General features: G+C 42.3%; 18 protein-coding genes. 8 read left to right on the forward strand and 10 right to left on the reverse strand.

Annotated features, from left to right (window positions below):
* Positions 1 to 6: 6 nt before the first annotated feature.
* Positions 7 to 804, forward strand: a complete 798-nt coding sequence (locus H9W84_RS09620) for a cytochrome C assembly family protein (protein ID WP_177343782.1) — start codon at positions 7 to 9, stop codon at positions 802 to 804.
* 99 nt (positions 805 to 903) lie between these two features.
* On the opposite strand, the gene acpP is transcribed toward H9W84_RS09620, so the two are convergent.
* From acpP to H9W84_RS09645, 5 genes are all read right to left on the reverse strand, one after another.
* Positions 904 to 1,146 (reverse strand): acyl carrier protein, encoded by a 243-nt coding sequence (gene acpP, locus H9W84_RS09625; protein WP_007115622.1) that lies wholly within the window; start codon positions 1,144 to 1,146, stop codon positions 904 to 906.
* A 183-nt stretch (positions 1,147 to 1,329) separates the two neighbouring features.
* The gene (gene fabG / locus H9W84_RS09630) at positions 1,330 to 2,058 is read right to left on the reverse strand and encodes a 3-oxoacyl-ACP reductase FabG (RefSeq protein WP_100285149.1); all 729 of its coding nucleotides are present in this window, start codon (positions 2,056 to 2,058) and stop codon (positions 1,330 to 1,332) included.
* Between the two features lie 17 nt (positions 2,059 to 2,075).
* Positions 2,076 to 3,023, reverse strand: coding sequence for an ACP S-malonyltransferase (gene fabD / locus H9W84_RS09635; protein ID WP_420846672.1), 948 nt, complete (start codon positions 3,021 to 3,023; stop codon positions 2,076 to 2,078).
* 495 nt (positions 3,024 to 3,518) lie between these two features.
* Complete coding sequence (rpmF, locus tag H9W84_RS09640; RefSeq protein ID WP_007115626.1) at positions 3,519 to 3,704, reverse strand: 50S ribosomal protein L32; 186 nt, start codon at positions 3,702 to 3,704, stop codon at positions 3,519 to 3,521.
* A gap of 246 nt (positions 3,705 to 3,950) precedes the next feature.
* Positions 3,951 to 4,583 (reverse strand): YceD family protein, encoded by a 633-nt coding sequence (locus H9W84_RS09645; RefSeq protein WP_239743296.1) that lies wholly within the window; start codon positions 4,581 to 4,583, stop codon positions 3,951 to 3,953.
* A 144-nt stretch (positions 4,584 to 4,727) separates the two neighbouring features.
* On the opposite strand from H9W84_RS09645, the gene H9W84_RS09650 reads away from it, so the two are divergent.
* Complete coding sequence (locus tag H9W84_RS09650; protein WP_239743297.1) at positions 4,728 to 5,540, forward strand: elongation factor P hydroxylase; 813 nt, start codon at positions 4,728 to 4,730, stop codon at positions 5,538 to 5,540.
* A 44-nt stretch (positions 5,541 to 5,584) separates the two neighbouring features.
* On the opposite strand, the gene H9W84_RS09655 is transcribed toward H9W84_RS09650, so the two are convergent.
* The 5 genes from H9W84_RS09655 to H9W84_RS09675 all read right to left on the reverse strand — a co-directional run bounded on the left by H9W84_RS09655 (position 5,585) and on the right by H9W84_RS09675 (position 11,408).
* The gene (locus H9W84_RS09655; RefSeq protein WP_239743300.1) at positions 5,585 to 6,148 is read right to left on the reverse strand and encodes a c-type cytochrome; all 564 of its coding nucleotides are present in this window, start codon (positions 6,146 to 6,148) and stop codon (positions 5,585 to 5,587) included.
* 178 nt (positions 6,149 to 6,326) lie between these two features.
* Complete coding sequence (locus H9W84_RS09660) at positions 6,327 to 6,809, reverse strand: hypothetical protein (protein WP_239743302.1); 483 nt, start codon at positions 6,807 to 6,809, stop codon at positions 6,327 to 6,329.
* A 73-nt stretch (positions 6,810 to 6,882) separates the two neighbouring features.
* Complete coding sequence (gene rph, locus H9W84_RS09665; RefSeq protein ID WP_060994509.1) at positions 6,883 to 7,599, reverse strand: ribonuclease PH; 717 nt, start codon at positions 7,597 to 7,599, stop codon at positions 6,883 to 6,885.
* A gap of 132 nt (positions 7,600 to 7,731) precedes the next feature.
* A complete protein-coding gene (locus tag H9W84_RS09670) occupies positions 7,732 to 9,423 on the reverse strand; it encodes an AMP-binding protein (protein ID WP_239743758.1) in 1,692 nt (563 codons plus the stop codon).
* A gap of 170 nt (positions 9,424 to 9,593) precedes the next feature.
* Positions 9,594 to 11,408: an AMP-binding protein gene (locus H9W84_RS09675; protein WP_239743304.1), complete on the reverse strand. Its 1,815-nt coding sequence runs from the start codon at positions 11,406 to 11,408 to the stop codon at positions 9,594 to 9,596.
* Between the two features lie 426 nt (positions 11,409 to 11,834).
* On the opposite strand from H9W84_RS09675, the gene parC reads away from it, so the two are divergent.
* From parC to H9W84_RS09705, 6 genes are all read left to right on the forward strand, one after another.
* On the forward strand, positions 11,835 to 14,084 hold the full coding sequence (gene parC, locus H9W84_RS09680) for a DNA topoisomerase IV subunit A (RefSeq protein WP_239743306.1): 2,250 nt from the start codon (positions 11,835 to 11,837) through the stop codon (positions 14,082 to 14,084).
* A complete protein-coding gene (locus H9W84_RS09685; protein WP_160001063.1) occupies positions 14,084 to 14,398 on the forward strand; it encodes a BrnT family toxin in 315 nt (104 codons plus the stop codon). The genes parC and H9W84_RS09685 overlap by 1 nt, the downstream gene beginning before the upstream one ends.
* Positions 14,385 to 14,654, forward strand: a complete 270-nt coding sequence (locus tag H9W84_RS09690) for a hypothetical protein (RefSeq protein WP_239743308.1) — start codon at positions 14,385 to 14,387, stop codon at positions 14,652 to 14,654. The genes H9W84_RS09685 and H9W84_RS09690 overlap by 14 nt, the downstream gene beginning before the upstream one ends.
* A 158-nt stretch (positions 14,655 to 14,812) precedes the next feature.
* On the forward strand, positions 14,813 to 15,847 hold the full coding sequence (locus H9W84_RS09695) for a nucleotidyltransferase (RefSeq protein ID WP_239743310.1): 1,035 nt from the start codon (positions 14,813 to 14,815) through the stop codon (positions 15,845 to 15,847).
* Positions 15,848 to 15,858: 11 nt separating this feature from the next.
* A complete protein-coding gene (locus H9W84_RS09700) occupies positions 15,859 to 16,782 on the forward strand; it encodes an S-4TM family putative pore-forming effector (RefSeq protein WP_239743311.1) in 924 nt (307 codons plus the stop codon).
* A gap of 215 nt (positions 16,783 to 16,997) precedes the next feature.
* Positions 16,998 to 17,363 (forward strand): hypothetical protein, encoded by a 366-nt coding sequence (locus H9W84_RS09705; RefSeq protein ID WP_239743313.1) that lies wholly within the window; start codon positions 16,998 to 17,000, stop codon positions 17,361 to 17,363.
* Positions 17,364 to 17,480 lie beyond the last annotated feature (117 nt).

The following is a 17,480-nucleotide window of genomic DNA, read 5'->3' on the forward strand; positions in this document are numbered from 1 at the left end:
GCTAGGGTGTTTGTAATCTTTGTACTTGCGTTAGTCTGTTATGGCTTAACTACCGTCTATTTGATGTGGGCAGTTACGCAACAAAAGCCCATCCGTAAAGGCATGGTGCTTGGGCAATTGCTGATTGGGTTATTGGGTCATGCGGTGGTGTTATATCCTGATATTATTACCCAAGGGGGGCTAAACTTTAATATTTTTAATGTCGTGTCGTTGACGACATTGTTTATGCTGTTATTTTATTGGGGATTTTGTCTTTATCGCCAAATTTTGCCGCTTGGGATTTTGGCAACGCCGTTGGCATTTTTGGGCATGATGATTGGTTTTTTTGGCGATGCACCGTATCACCCGCTATCAACCATCAGTCCTATCTTACAAGCTCATATCATTATGTCTTTGGCTGCCTATTCGGTACTATTTATGGCAGCGATTGCCGCGATTATGCTGCGGCTACAAATCAGCGAACTCAAACGTCAAACCTTTCACCGTGTCTGGGTCGATAAACTACCTTCACTCCAAAGCATGGAAGCCTTGCTGTTTGATATGATTACTGTGGGTTTTCTGCTATTGTCGATTTCGCTGTTGCTGGGCTTTATTGATACGACCAATTTACTGGCGCAGCATTTGGTACACAAGACTGTGTTTAGTCTGTTGTCTTGGTTGGTATTTGGGGCGCTATTGGTTGGACATTGGCGCTTTGGCTGGCGAGGTCAACGCGCGGCTAATATGACGCTGTATGGTGTGATTTTGCTTGGCTTGGCGTTTATCGGGACGAAGTTTGTGTTGGAGCTGATTTTAAACAAATAAAAACCCCAATTTTATCGCTAAAACTGGGGTAAACTGCTGCTAAACTAAGTAGCCGCTAAACTAAGTGATAAGTAAGCTGCTAAACTAAATAACTAGTAACTAGTTAGCCAATTTTGATTGTACGTAGCTGATAGCACTTTGCACCGTGGTCAATTGTGCGCTGTCTTCGTCAGGAATGGTAATACCAAATTCGTTTTCAAAAGACATCACCAATTCAACAAGGTCAAGTGAATCTGCACCGAGGTCATCCATAAATGAAGATTCATTTTTGATGTCTTCTGCATTCACGCCTAATTGCTCAGCTACTGCGGCTTTTACTTTTTGTTCGATTTCGTTACTCATGCTTCTCTCCTTGCATTGGGGTATATGATATATCGAGTAAACTACATATTAGAGCATATTATCATGCTCATTGCCTATTTCAAAATAAAATAATGCAACCTGTTACTATTTCAAAAACTGTATTTTAAGTTCAAAAACTGCATTTTAACGCTCGTTAGGTTGGTGTTTGGCAGGCTAAACCATTTACATGTACATGCCGCCATTGACGTCAAGCACGGTACCGGTAATATAACCTGCTTCTTCACTTGCCAAGAAATTTACCGCAGCGGCGATGTCTTCAGGTTTGCCCAATCTGGCTAGCGGAACGGTATTAAGCATGGATTGAATCAATGCTTCATCAAGCTCGCTGGTCATGTCAGTGTCGATAAAGCCCGGTGCCACGCAGTTGACGGTGATTTGGCGTGATCCAATCTCCCGAGCCAATGAGCGGGTAAACCCTTCAATGCCTGCTTTGCTCGCCGTATAGTTGGTTTGTCCGGCATTGCCCATCGCTGCGACTACGGAAGTGATATTAATAATGCGACCTTGCCGCGCTTTCATCATGCCTTTCATGGCGCGTTTACTGGTGCGAAACACCGAGGTCAAATTCACGTCGATCACACGCTCCCAGGCATTGTCGTCCATCCGCATGAGCAGACCATCTTGGGTAATGCCGGCATTGTTGACTAGCACCTGTACATTGCCGAATTCTTTTTCAATGCTATCAAATAACTGGTTGATTTGCTCGGCATCTTGCACATTGAGCACACGACCTGCGCCCCCCAATTCTTGTAGGTAATCATTGACTGCCGCTGCGCCTTTTTCACTGGTAGCAGTGCCGATGACAAGATAGCCTTCATTTGCCAGACGTTTGGCGATTGCTTGACCAATCCCACGGCTAGCGCCTGTCACTAATGCAATACGTTGAGTCATATACTTCCTTGGTTTTTTTATTGGGCTGATAATTGTTGTTTTATATTATCTAGTTTGGCCACTGTATCGGTCGCTAGAGTGTTAATTTTCTGCGCTTGACGTTTGGCTAGTCCTGTCAGCACGCTACCACTGCCACATTCGATTTGTAAGCTGACTTGCGCGTTTGCTAAATTATTCTCAATAGTCGACCATAACACGGGCATATTGAGCTGCTCAATCAAGGCTTGTTTGATTGCGGTCACATCGTTTTCCACTCGCGCATGGCGATTTTGTATCACCGGAATGCTGGGTGGGTTAAATGTCACGGTTTCTAATTCTGCGGCAAGCTTATCGGTGGCAGGCGTCATCAGCTGGCAATGTGACGGTACACTGACTTTTAGCGGCATGCTTTTTTTACCGAGTGAAGCAATTTTCTCTGACGCTAAATCCACGCCTGCCACATTGCCTGCAATCACCACTTGCCCTGGCGCGTTAAAATTGGCTGGGCTGACCACTGCCTGCGCATGCGCCGCTACCACAGCATCACATATTTGTTGTACATCTTCATCAGGCAGACCTAAAATCGCCGCCATTTTGCCTGTTTGTGATTGCATGGCGGCGCTCATATACTGGCCACGATGATGCACCAGCTTTACCGCATCTGCCAAACTCAACACCCCAGCGGCACACAGCGCACTGTATTCACCCAGTGAATGCCCGGCAACATATGCCGGCTGTAAATCAAGCTCATCGCGCAGCACCCGCCAAATTGCCATACTAGCGGTCAATAGTGCAGGTTGGGTATACGCAGTATCATCTAAAGACGCGGCACCTGACGCCCCTTGGCATATCGCCCACAAGTCAAACCCAAGCGCTTTTGAGGCTTCATCAAACGTTGCTTTGACAGTAGGATACTGGGCTGCCCAATCGTTTAGCATGCCCACACTCTGCGAGCCTTGTCCTGGGAAAATCACCGCATATTTCATAGATGTAGCATTGTGTTGTGATGAAGTGGCTGGTTGATTTGCGCTGGTTTGGCTTTGCATTGGGTTATCCATAATGTCCTAACTTATTATATTTTACTGCCTATGTTGTAATGCTTATGTTGTATTGCGTCTACTAGACTGCTAAAAAATACGGTTAAAAAATTTGCTTAGGCGATTTTTTGGTCGATTACTTTACCAAATGTTATCGGCAAAATCAAAATGTGTCAGTAGCTTGGATTGACGTTATAGTCTTATCAAACTTGGCTGGCAATAATATAACCTACTATCCAGCAAGCAGGCAAAAGTAAGCTAGCAAATTTATGTGTACAATTGTACTCTGATTATTATGGCATATTGAAAAAAAAATTCTAGCTTTTTCTTTGGGGTATTTTTACATCAAAAACAAGTAAAAAAAGGCTGATGAATCATCATCAGCCTTTTTGGTGCTTAGCCAATGCATACTAAGCCATGTCAAAGCCCTACATTTTGCGTTAATTATTCAGCAACGGCTGCTACTTTGAATAATTGACGACCACGGTAAAAACCGTCTTTGGTCGCATGGTGACGGATGTGTTTTTCACCGGTAGTTGCATCTACAGCAACAGCATTGATTGTGATGCGGTCGTGTGAACGACGCATATCACGGCGTGAACGGCTTTTACGGTTTTGTTGAACAGCCATGAGGTTAGCTCCTGTGCTTCTCGCTATTAAAACATCGTTCCCTTAACCTCATTACATCATCATGCAAACAACTTGATATCGATATTTGGCATGGATATAAGGCAAACTATTGGAACAGACAATCAGATAAATTTATAAACGCCATATTATACGTAAAAAAACCCATTTAGCAAAGCCTTAACCGACATTTAGTGGCAAGTTTTTGTTACTACGTGTATGACAGCGTATATACTGGCGTTGTTCTTTTTAACTTTTTAAGCTTGCCAGTACCGCAAACGGATTTTCTTTTTCCGCCACTGCCTCTGGCAACTCGCCGACCTCAGTGACTGCCATTTCGCAGTCATCATGCTTGGGCGCTAATGGCAAATCAACCAATAACTCATCTTCAATCATCGGTAATAGCCACAGTTTATTGTCATCCGTTAGCTCATCAACCAGGATGATTTCTGTGCCTTCATCAAGCAATGCGACGTGATTTTCATCTTCAAGTAGCGCAAGCTCACTATCGACATCTAGACTCACTGCGACGGGGTCTAGGCAGCGCTGGCAGGTTTGCCAAAGCACGCCCGTGGTGTGTAGTTGCCAAAATACCACGTCCCCTTTTTTCTGAATATCTAGTATCACATCCAGTGGCTGATCGTTGTCATGATGTTCATCACCCAAGGCATAGATACGTGGTAAATCCTTGAGACTCACCTCGCCTTCCCAGTGATAATGGTTATCGTTGTTATACTCCCAACGTGCCAAATCAATAAACTTGACCAAGCTGGCACTAGAGCCAATCTCACTGGTGGTGTTATTGGCGGTTTTGGATGGGGCAGTTGTTGGTACATCTTGCGATGATTGTGCTGGCACGTTTGATGAAGAATGTAGCGTCATTTCACCGCTCCTTTCAGTTATATTGCGTTGTAGTATAAAGCATACTGACGTCCATTGCATGGTAGCATGTTGTTGGCGTGATTTCCTAGTCGATGCGGGCTGTTAAATTGTATAATAGCAATTTTTATCAACCCTACTTTTGCTATGTCCACACACCTATCGCCACTATCTGCACAAATATCATTACCAACCCTTGCTATTTTTCCCTTTATGACGCTGCCTTTTGTCAGTCAATTCGCGGTGGCGCCTGTGTTAGCCAGTGATGTTGACACGACTGTGATTGACCAAAAAAGTGCGCAGTTAGCATTAAAGGTTAATTTTTTGCCCGTACTCGCCAGTATATCAAAGACAAAAAATCGCCCTTTGACTGACTATCAATGGGTATCGGTGGAAGCATTACAAGTGCAATGGCTAATGGGTTGGTTCAAACTGTGGTTTTTCCATCATGATACGATTTTGGTCAAAGGCGAGCATGAGCCTGAATATTTTGCCGCGACCGATACTGAGCCTGCCAAAATTGTGTTTGCGCATGGATTTTTTGCCAGTTCCTTGCATGAAATTAGCCATTGGTGTATGGCAGGTCAAAAACGCCGATTGCTCAATGACTTTGGCTACTGGTATGCGCCCGATGGACGTAATGAGCAGCAGCAGCAACAGTTTGAACAAGTAGAAATCCTGCCGCAAGCGATTGAATGTTTATTGACGCTGGCTTGCAACAAACCCTTTAGTGTGTCTAAAGATAATTTGTTTGCTGATTTTGATACCAGTCAGAGCACTTTTGAAGCCGATGTACAAGCCCAAGCGGTAAAGTTTTGGCAAACGGGGCAAAAACTATCAACCGATGCCAAAGTGTTGCTAAGCCAGTTAACCAAACTGCGTCCGCTACCATTGACCGCGTTTGATATCTATCATAATTTTATCAAAGTGAATTTTTATCAAAGCGAATTAAATCAATAAAAAAGGCAGTCATTGAACACTGCCTTTTTATTGGGGATAAAAACTTAATCTTCTTTATATTTTTCATGACAGGATTTACAGCTAGCGCCCAAATCACCAAATTGGGTTTTGATGCCATCAACACTGGTTGCAGTCGCAGCGGCGGCATTGAGGGCACTGGCAGCGGTTTTAAATTTATCAATCTGCTGTTGGAACCCTGCAGCATCGCGCCAAATTTCATCTTTTGCTTCACCGCCCTTAGCTGTCTCTGGATAATGCACCCAAGGATTTTGGTTAAGTTTCTCGGCAGCGGCTTTGACTTGCGCGGCATCAAATTTGCTTGGATCTTTGACCATGGCACCAATGGTTTGGTTGGTTTTTTTCCAATCTTTCATGATTCTTTCACGCGCTTTTTTGTGGTCTTCTGGCGTCATGTTAGGGTCAACTGCCGTGGTCGAGGTTGTCGTGGTACTTACCGTAGCGGTTGCAGTTGCACCATTGGCGCTAGCGGTAACTGTGGTAGCAGGCGCTGAAGCAGTAGTTGTGGTTGTGGTTTCTGTTTTTTTATTACAGCCTACCAGCGCCATCGCAACGATTAATGGGGTGGCAAATTTTAATGCAGTCGACATCGTCCTTTCCTTCCGTGTTTTTGGTTTATATGAATTAAATAATTAATGTTATTATCAGAGTGTGGATTAATCATCTCTAAGGATTTTAACAAGTATTGGCAAAAAAATTATTATGATTTGGTAACTAAGCCTAACCACTGTGCCTAACCACTATGTGAGATAGGGTGTGGTTTTTTGATTAAGTGCTTTGTAATTTGATTGCTTTGCCTTGGGTTTTGATTGGCTTGCCTTGTAGGACGGCTTGGGCGATTTTGATATGTTTAGGGTCATGAAAACCTGTGATGTGATACAAGGTTAGACCGTCAGCATTGTAGATGGTCATCCCATCAGTGGTCGGCTCAATGCTATCGCTAGGCAATAATTGATAGCTTGTGACTTTAGCACCTTGGTGATGGCTAAAACCCTGTTGGGTCAGTCGCAGCTCACCCCCTGCTAAAGTCGCCACCTCTTTTTTTCGGTTGAATGATTGCCACACAATACTTGTGATGATGGCTAGTAAAATCATAAGCGAGCCGATGGCAACTGATAGCATTTTAAATACCATCAATAGCCCTACCCCGGCAATAGCGATACCCACCCACAGTATTTGGGTCAGCTTGTTTGATGTCACCGCTTGACTTTGCAAACCAATGGTAACGCCTGTCTCGGTGACTTTTAACATAATCATCTCTATGACAATTAAAAGGGCGTATGCGCTACGCCCTTACTAGCCCAGCCTGTTTTGTTAGGCTATTTTACCAACCTAGTACCGCTTGTTGTTCAGCAATCAGCTGTTTGATGCCTTCTTCGGCAATTGCTAGCATTTCGTCCACTTGGGCACGGGTGAACGGTTTTTCTTCGGCAGTGCCTTGAATCTCGATAAACTCGCCTTTTTGCGTCATCACGACGTTAAGATCTGTGTCACAGCTTGAATCTTCGCTATAGTTCAAATCCAAGAGTACTTCACCATTTTTGATACCCACAGAGACCGCTGCTACCAAGCCAACCAAAGGATCGGCTTTAAGTTTTTTGGCGGCTTGCAGTTTTTCTAACGCATCGACCAATGCCACAGCTGCACCTGTGATACTGGCAGTACGGGTACCGCCATCGGCTTGCAGCACGTCACAGTCGATATGGATGGTATTTTCCCCAAGCTTTTCAAGATCGACCATCGCCCGTAGGCTACGACCAATCAACCGCTGAATCTCTTGGGTACGACCTGATTGTTTACCTTTGGCGGCTTCGCGTTGGGTACGCTCGTGGGTCGCACGTGGCAACATACCGTATTCAGCGGTAATCCAGCCCTTACCTGTGCCTTTGAGCCAGCGCGGTACTTGGGTTTCGATACTGGCGGTACATAGCACTTTGGTGTCACCATAGCTGACCAATACGGCGCCTTCGGCATGTTTGGTAAAGTTACGCACAAAACTAATTGGGCGAAGTTGGTTGTTTTCACGATTATCGATACGCATAAGATTCCCTAAAAGACCGACTTGACGGTTTGGTAGATAGTTTTTAAGCAATGGGCAAAAATTACAGTGGTTTTATGCTACCTTGCCAACCCAGTTTTAGCAAGACAATTCCGTCGGCAACATGGCAGGTTGCTATTCAAGCCCTTCGCGCTTACGTAGCTCTTTACGTAAAATCTTACCAACATTGGACTTGGGTAGACTATCGACAAATTCGACATAGCGGGGGCGTTTATAGCCACTTAAGTGCTGTTTACCAAACGCCAGTAGCTGCTCAGCGGTGACGCGGTTGTGTTTTCTGACCACGAATATTTTAGGCTCTTCCCCGCGCGTCGCGCTTGGTACGCCAATCGCCACACACTCGAGCACATCGGCATGCTCGAGCATCACTGACTCAATCTCATTGGGGTAGACATTAAACCCTGACACCACAATCATGTCTTTTTTACGGTCAACGATTTTGATAAAACCGCGCTCATCAATGATGCCAATATCGCCCGTGCGCAAATAGCCTGTGGCGGTAAACGCATTAGCGGTCTCAACCGGTAGATTGCGATACCCCACCATCACTTGCGGGCCTTTGACGGCGATTTCTCCGCGTTCACCAATGCGCACAGGTTGGTCGTTGTTGTCCAATAAGATGATGTCAGTGGCAGGGGTTGGTAGCCCGACTTTGTTGGTAAATTCTGCGATAGTTAATGGATTAAAGGTAATCACAGGTGCGGTTTCTGAAAGCCCATACCCTTCGATAATCGGTAACCCTGTGATGGTATGCCATTTTTTGGCAACACTGGGGAGAATTGCCATGCCGCCGCCAATGGTGGCTTTGAGTTGGGAAAAATCGAGCCTTCGAAATTCAGGATGCTGTATCAAGGCGCTAAATAGCGTATTAACCCCCAAAATAAAATGCGGCGGTGTACGCCTTAGCGTATTAACCATTTCATTGATATCACGTGGATTGGGCACGAGTCTTGAGGCAAACCCACGGTACAAAATAAAGACACAGCAAATGGTGAATGAAAATACATGATACAGTGGCAACGACGCCAAAATAATATCTTCCTGCCCTTCTTCATCGTACGCGCTGCGAATCAACGCATCGATTTGCAGCAAATTGGCAATCACATTGCCATGACTGAGCATCGCGCCTTTTGCCGTCCCTGTGGTACCACCGGTATATTGAATTAATACGATATTCGATAACGTGAGATTTGGCCGTTGATAAGCCTTGCTAGCGCCCGCTAATAACTGACTAAAATAAATCCAATTACCTTTTGGCGGCAAATCGGTGGTCGCTGAGACCAGATTGATTAACGCGCCTTTGAGCTTACCTTTTAAATCGCCCAACCGACAGATGATTAAATGATGTAAATCGCGGTTAAGGTTATCGGCAATGTCTTTATAGGTATAAATAAATTTATCTAAAATAAACAACGCCTTGATATCGGCATCATCCATTTGATGCTCAAGCTCGCGACTGGTGTAAGATGGGTTCATACTCACCAATACCATGCCAGCACGGATGACGCCAAGGGTAATCACAGGATATTGCAAAATATTGGGCAACATCACGCCAATGGCATCGCCGACCTTGAGCCCTAACTGCTGCAGATAAATGGCAACTTTTAGACTCAGTTTATCTAACTGTTCGTAAGTAATCTGCTGATCATCGTAGTAATACGCCACTTGCCGCGCATGTTTAGCAAACCCCGCTTCTAACATGTCAATTAGCGACGTTTGTTCATCTGGCATATCGATGGTACTACAAATATTATAGCGCTCGTAGCTAATCAGCCACGGTTGCTGATTTTCTTCCCATTCATACATCTCATGCATCGGGCGCTCATTGATTGGTGAAATAGCGTCATCCATAAACTCAGTATTGCTCATAACAGCCTATTGGTATTCCCAATTTTATAAGGTTAGTTGGGCGCGATGCAATAAAAAACCCAACTAATCTGATATAGAAAAGCTGGGTTTTGGCAACAAGCGTTAGCTTACTTTTTTTCTTCAAGTTTACGCAGTTCTTTACGCAGGATTTTGCCAACGTTTGATTTTGGCAATTCATCCACAAACTCAACTTTACGCGGACGTTTATAACCCGTTAACTCGCTTCGCGCATATTGCAGCAACTCTTCCTCGGTGAGGCTTGGGTCTTTACGTACCACAAACGCTTTTGGTACTTCACCGCTTTTTTCGCTCGGCACCCCAATCACCCCGACTTCCAACACTTTGGGATGCGCCGCCAGTACTTCTTCAACTTCGTTTGGATAGACGTTAAATCCTGATACCAAAATCATGTCTTTTTTACGGTCAACGATTTTGAAGTAGCCTTGCTCATCAATGACAGCGATGTCACCGGTTTTGAAATAACCGTCTGCTGTCATTACTTCTGTAGTGGCTTCAGGACGCTGCCAGTAGCCTTTCATCACTTGTGGACCTTTAACTGCAATCTCACCACGCTCACCTGCTGCGACTTCATTGCCGTTGTCATCGAGCAGTTTGATATCGGTGTTGGGCATCGGGATACCAATTTTGGCACTAAATTGCTCTTGTGCCAAGGGGTTTAGGGTGGCAACGGGTGAAGTTTCGGACAAACCATAGCCTTCTAGGATATTGGTACCTGTAATACGTTTCCACTCTTCAGCGGTTGAAGGCAATACCGACATACCACCGCCTAGCGACAAACGCAATTTGCTGTGGTCTAATGCGCGAAAACCGGCGTGGTGCGCCAAGCCATTAAATAATGTGTTCACCGCAGGGAAGAACACTGGCTTATATTTTGCTAATTCTTTGACAAAACTGTCCATGTCACGGGGGTTTGGAATCAATACACCGGTAAAGCCCATGTTCATACATAGTAGCGCACAGGCGGTAAATGAGAAAATATGATAGAGCGGTAAGGCAATGACGACGTACTCACCCACCATTTGATTGGGGAACACTTGTCTGGCGAACTCTTGGCACTGTAGCATATTGGATACCAAGTTACTGTGGGTAAGCATCGCACCTTTGGCAACCCCTGTGGTGCCGCCAGTGTACTGTAGTACCGCAATATCACTGCCTTTGATACCTTCTGGTCGCTGATAGCGACTGGCAGACGCTTGCTTGATTACACTCTTAAATGTCACATGCCCGTCAATTTGCCAAGCAGGAATAGCTTTTTTGACATATTTGACCACGGTATTGACGAGCATACCTTTGAAGGTACCCATCAAATCACCGATTGAACAGACGATAACGTGATCAACCATTTTTTTGCCGATATCTTGATAGGTTTTGGCAAAGTTTTCAACGATAAATAACGCTTTGGCTTGCGAGTCTTCTAACTGATGGGCTAATTCATGAGCGGTGTATAGTGGGTTGACATTAACTAAGATAAAACCTGCGCGGATGATACCAATCATACACACTGGGTATTGCAAGATATTTGGCATCATCACCGCAACGGTATCGCCTTTTTTTAGACCCAAACCCTGCAAATACGCCGCGATTTGGCGGCTATAAGTATCTAGCTGACGATAGGTCATGCTACTACCCATACACACAAAGGCATCACTACCATTGAATTGTTCGAAATTCTTTTCAAAAACATTCATTAGGTTAACTTCGTCACCGGGCATTTGCATGTTATAGTTCATGCCGTAATGCTGGTAAGTCTTTAACCAAGGTTTCTCATGATGATCGGTAAGCTTTGGCGCATGTGGCTGCGCTTCCCTATTATCGACGGGAGTATCGACGGGAGTATCGATAGGCGCATTGTATTGGGTATTGTTGTCAGGGGTTTGAGCTGAGGTGGTTGATTCATTCATGAGAAATGTTTTCCTTAGGTATGCGGTCTATCAGCGGATAGCATATTGATAATTAAAAGAATTTTTATAAAAAGGTCCATCCCACTACTAAAAATTATATTAAAAATCGCGGCCAAATGTGTTATTAACATACTAAATATTTACTCAATTCTCAAGCCTATTCTCTGTACTTATGGGATGATAAAAATGATTTCGCATCGAAATAGTTGTCCATTATTTAACCGTTAAAGCGGTTACAGAGTCCAATTGTCTTTAAAAGGCATTTTTGCGACACATTTTGACGTGTAAAACTGGGCAAATTTGCCATGTCATGGATTAATACTTGTTTTTCTACTCTCAAGCTTTATGATATTTTCTCATACTTCTTATCTCTCTTTTGCACTTTCTTTTACTCTTTTATTTTTCGTCATTGATTAAGTAACCATTATGTCTGATACCCTTGTAGCAAAAATTACCAAACCAAACGATTTGAACAACCCCACTCGCTCAGTCGCTGAATTTACCGAAAACGCGTATCTGAACTACGCGATGTACGTCATCATGGACCGGGCATTGCCACACGTTGCCGACGGGTTAAAACCTGTGCAGCGCCGTATCGTGTATGCGATGAGCGAGCTTGGGCTCAAAAATACTGCCAAACCCAAAAAATCAGCGCGCACTATCGGTGACGTCATTGGTAAATACCATCCGCATGGCGACTCCGCCTGTTATGAAGCCATGGTGTTGATGAGTCAGCCGTTTAGCTACCGTTATCCACTCATTAGCGGTCAAGGCAACTTCGGCTCGCCCGACGATCCAAAATCCTTCGCTGCGATGCGCTATACTGAAGCCAAGCTATCGGCTTATGCCAATACCTTGCTAAACGAGCTTGGTCAAGGCACTGTCGATTGGCAAGACAACTTTGACGGCACCTTGCAAGAACCCGTCACCTTGCCTGCCCGCCTACCGAACATCTTGCTCAACGGCACAACCGGCATTGCGGTCGGTATGGCAACCGATATTCCGCCGCATAACTTGTCTGAAGTGGTCAAAGGCTGTATTGCGCTACTTAAAAAACCCACAATGACGGAAAAAGAGCTGGCAAAGTACATCCCTGCACCCGATTTGCCGACCAAAGCAGAAATCATCACCTCGCCTGAGGATTTGCTACAGCTATATAAAACGGGTCGTGGTAGCTACAAAATGCGTGCTACTTATCATGTCGATGACAAAGAAAAAAACTTAGTCATCATCGATGCGCTACCCTATCAAATCTCCGGCAATAAAATCATTGAGCAAATTGCCAATTTAATTAATGCCAAAAAATTGCCTTGGGTAACTGACATCCATGACGAATCCGACCACCAAAACGCTTGCCGTATCGTGCTTGAGCTGCGCTCTAACCGTGTTGATATCGAGCCGATGATGAGCCATTTGTTTGCCAGTACCGACCTTGAGAGTAATTACCGCGTTAATCTCAACATGATTGGCACCAATGGCAAACCCCAAGTCAAATCACTGCTTACCATCCTCACCGAATGGCTGTCTGTGCGCCGAGATACCGTCACGCGCCGTCTGCAATATCGCTTGGATAAAATCGAGCAGCGTCTGCATATCTTGGCAGGTTTGCTGATTGCCTATCTTCATATTGATGAGGTCATCCGTATCATCCGTGAGGAAGACGACCCAAAAGCAGAATTGATGACGCGCTATGATTTAACTGAAATCCAAGCCAACGCGATTTTGGATATTCGTCTGCGTCAATTGGCACGCCTTGAAGAAATTGAGCTCAAACGTGAACAAAGTGACTTAGAAGCAGAAAAATCCCAAATCGAAGCATACTTGAACAACCCAGATAAATTGACGGGCTTAATGATTGAAGAGCTCACTGCCGATATGAAAGAGCATGGCGACAAACGCCAATCGCCAATTGTGGAACGCACGGAAGCTACTGCGCTTAAAGAAACTGACCTAGCCCCAAGCGAGCCTGTGACGGTCATCGTGTCAAAATCAGGCTGGATTCGCTCCGCCAAAGGGCACGATGTCGATGCCGCCAATATGAATTACCGTTCGGGCGATGCCTACCTTGCCCATGCGCAAGGCAAATCCAATGAAAAAGTCTATCTCATGGATAACACCGGTCGCAGTTATCGCCTCGATGCCCATACTTTGCCCTCTGCTCGGGGGCAAGGCGAGCCGCTCACAAGCCTGCTAAAACCCACGGGCGGAGCAAGTTTTGTCAATGTACTGATGGGACAAGATGACAGTAAGCTCATCATGGCAAGCTCGCAAGGCTATGGCTTTATCAACACCTTTGCTGATCTTGATACCAACCAAAAAGCGGGCAAAAATGTGATTAATTTTGATGACGCCTTTAGTTTAATAACCCACCAAATTGGTGAGCAAGATACGCTAGTTGGCGTGGTCAGCTCGGCAGGGCATTTGCTGGTATACCCATTGACTGAGTTACCGATGATGAAAAAAGGCAAAGGCAACAAGCTGATTGATTTAAAAGACGGTGACAGCGTGGTCGCCATCACGACGTTTAGCGAAGGGGATAGTTTGTCATTGGACAGTGGTAAACGAACCTTGACGCTCAAACCGATGGATATTGCCAATTTTATGGGTACACGCGGTCGACGCGGCGCACTCTTGCCAAAAGGGTTTCAAAAAGTGAGTGGGGTTCAAAAAATCTAATGGATAAACAATTAGATTTTGACTATATTCGCTTTGAATGGGACATTAGTAAAAATACTAGTAATCAAACCAAACATGGATTATCCTTTGAATTAGCGATTTATGCGTTCTTTGATGAACAGGGTTTTAGTGAAAGACATCAAATTGTCGATGGTGAACAGCGTTGGCGTACTGTGGGTATGATTGATGGTTGTGTGGTTGTTTTTGTGGGGCATTTGACCCATTATGATGATAAAGATACTGAGGTTGTAAGGATAATTACTGCCCGCAAAGCAACCAAACAAGAAGAGAGAGAATACTATGGCTACCGTTAGCATGACATTTAAAAAAGGGGAACGACCACCTGCATTAACTGCTGAGCAAAAAGCGATGCTTACTCGGTTAAAAGCAATTCCCGATAGTGAGATTGATACCAGTGATGATTGGGGCGATTTGGAAGCCTTAACCATTGAATCAGATAAGCATTTGGTTGAAGACTTTGCTAAAGTCTGCGAAAGCCAACGCCTGAGCATGAATGAGGTGATTAATCAGTTGATGCAGTCGTATGTTAAACAATTTGGCACAGCTTAGTGCTATTTGATAACGTTTAATAGCTGAATACTGTCAATTTTATGCGCGTGCGTGGCACTCCTGCCAAAAAGGTTTCAAAAGGTGAGTAAGATAGAAAAAGTGGTTTGAAGACTTAAATTTTAGTTTATAAAAAAATTTTGGAAAATGTGAGTTTGATTATGGCAAAAAATGTTGTTGAAGCTTTTAACGAATTTTTAAAAGATAAAGTTAATATAGATAAAAGTAAAAGCGATACCGCAAAAGCTAGTAGAGATTGGCTAATTAATAAAATTAATAACTTCCCACAAAATGATTTAAGCTTTCCTTTATTATATGAAGCAAGTCATTTAAATTATGGTTCTTTTGAAAGAAAAACTAAAACACGCCCACTGGATGATATAGATATTATGATTTGTCTTAATGCAGATGGATGGTCATATTTTGAAAATAGTGTAGATGATATTACATTACGACCACCTTCAAATTATTCAGGAAGATTAAACGCTTTTAAAAGTACAGTGCAATGGCAGGAAAACAATCTAAGTTCAACTAGAATTTTAAATAGGTTTATTAAAAACTTAAATACCATTAGTCAATATAGTAAGGCAGAAATTAAAAAAAACGGTGTTGCAACTGTTTTAAAACTTACTTCCTATGATTGGAATTTTGACATAGTTCCATGTTTCAGAACAGCCGTAGATTACTATGATAAAAGTTATTATTTAATTCCAAATGGGAACGGTAACTGGAAAAAAACTGATCCAAGAGTAGATAGGGCAAGACTACAAAGCATTAATCAAGCTTGTAATGGGAAAGTATTAAATGTCATTAGACTTTTTAAGTTTTGGAATCAGATACCCTATAAATCAAAATTATCATCTTCTTATTTATTGGAAACAATGATAAGTAATTACTATCAAGAAATTATTAATCAAGGCTTACAAAATGATGTCACCGTTTATCCAGATATCGAATTTGTAAAGGTTGCAAACTATATTATACAGAATATCTATAATATTGTTTCCGACCCCAAAAATATTGATGGAAATATAAATATTATATCTTACTCAGAACAATTAGCAGTTAAAATTCGTCTAGAAAGAGATTTAGAAAAATCAAGAAATGCTAGAATTTTGGAATCCAATGAGAAACAAGAGGAATCTATAAAATTATGGCGAGAAATTTTTGGTGAACAATTCCCAAATTATGGATAAAAAAATATAATATGACTAATATTGCCGAAAATCAAAATAAAGATAAAAATATCAATAAGCTAAAAGCACAACGACAAGCATATTCTGAAGTAAAATTTTTAATGATAATAAGTCTTATCATTGGAGTAGTTGTACCATGTATAGTTTCATTTTTTACGTTTTTTATGAATAGTAATTATTTTTCATCTTTAATAGGATTTCAAAAACAAGATTTAGGGTATTTTTCTGCCCTAATTGGGATTATATCCACATTCTTTATTGAGTTATTGAGTAGGATTATTTTTTCTAATAAGGAACAAGCAGCTAAGATTCAGGAATGTTTTGATACAGATGTTTTTGATTTAGATTGGGATAATGTCGTTGTGGGAAGTCGTCCAGATATAGGAATAATTGCTGAAAAAAGTAGTAAATTTGATAGAAAAAATCCTAACTATACTGGTTTTTATGACTGGTATACTCCTAAAGCTGCAAATTATACCTATCCACATTCTATTGTATTATGTCAGCAACAAAATCTTTGCTGGGATAACTATTTAAGAAAACCACTCATTTATTATAGTTTTTTATCCTGTATAGGTATTATTTTATTTATAATTATTTTAGGAACAGTTAATAATACAAATTTTAGAGACTTCTTAACTAATATTTTATCGCTTTTAATTCCAGTTATTCTATATTTTTATAAATTAATAATAGAGCATAAAGATTCTATAAATGAGAATGAAAGGCTACAAACAATAAATGAACAGATGAGAGAAGATATTAGAAATAACTCATCTAATGATGAAATAATTGCTAGATGCAGAATGATGCAATCATCTATTTACTCTTATAGGAAAAATGCTAGACCAATACCAAATTGGTTTCATAAAAAAACTAAAAACAAGCAAGAAAATATTTCTAATATTAGGGTAGAAGACTTTATCGAATTTTAAATATGTTAACAATAAAACTTCTTAATTTATAGAATAATAATATCCTCAGCTACTTTCAAGCTTCAAAGCTTTGGATAAACAATTTCATTGGCTAGAGCGATTTTCATACACTATTTCAATAATAATCCCGTGATAAATCAACACAAAAACCGCCTTTAACCGTTGGTAGAAAATCGCTATGCTCTGCCAACTTTGCAATCAAAATCAAACTTTTTATGTACGAATTCGTATTCCAAGACATCAAAACCCATATCGTTAGCTTCACAGGCTTAGAGCGAGATGCCCTGCATATCTATGTCGGTATTGGGGTATTTCTTATCACAAGTCTACTCTTTAAAAATCACCGCTACCGTTGGCTTATCGCCTTATTTACGGTGATTGCTGCTGCCAGCATGGGTGAAGTGCTAGACAGACATGACCAGCTTATAATTGACAAGCACTGGTACTGGCAAGGCAGTGTGCATGATATAGTAAACACCTGCTTTTTCCCCACTCTTTTTACCTTGATACTCACCTTTACCCATTTTTTTGAGCGAAACTTTGAGCGAAATATTGCCCAAGCTCATGGTTCAAAACGTTAATTGGCTATCAACTTTTAGCAAAATTTTGGTTCAATCTTGGCAAACTCTGTGATTCGGGGTAAAGTAACCTCATTTTTCACAGTATTTTTAAAATGACAGTATTTTAAAATTAGCTCT

It is taken from the genome of Moraxella tetraodonis, assembly GCF_022359095.1.
In the GTDB taxonomy this organism is placed as follows: Bacteria; Pseudomonadota; Gammaproteobacteria; order Pseudomonadales; family Moraxellaceae; genus Faucicola; species Faucicola tetraodonis.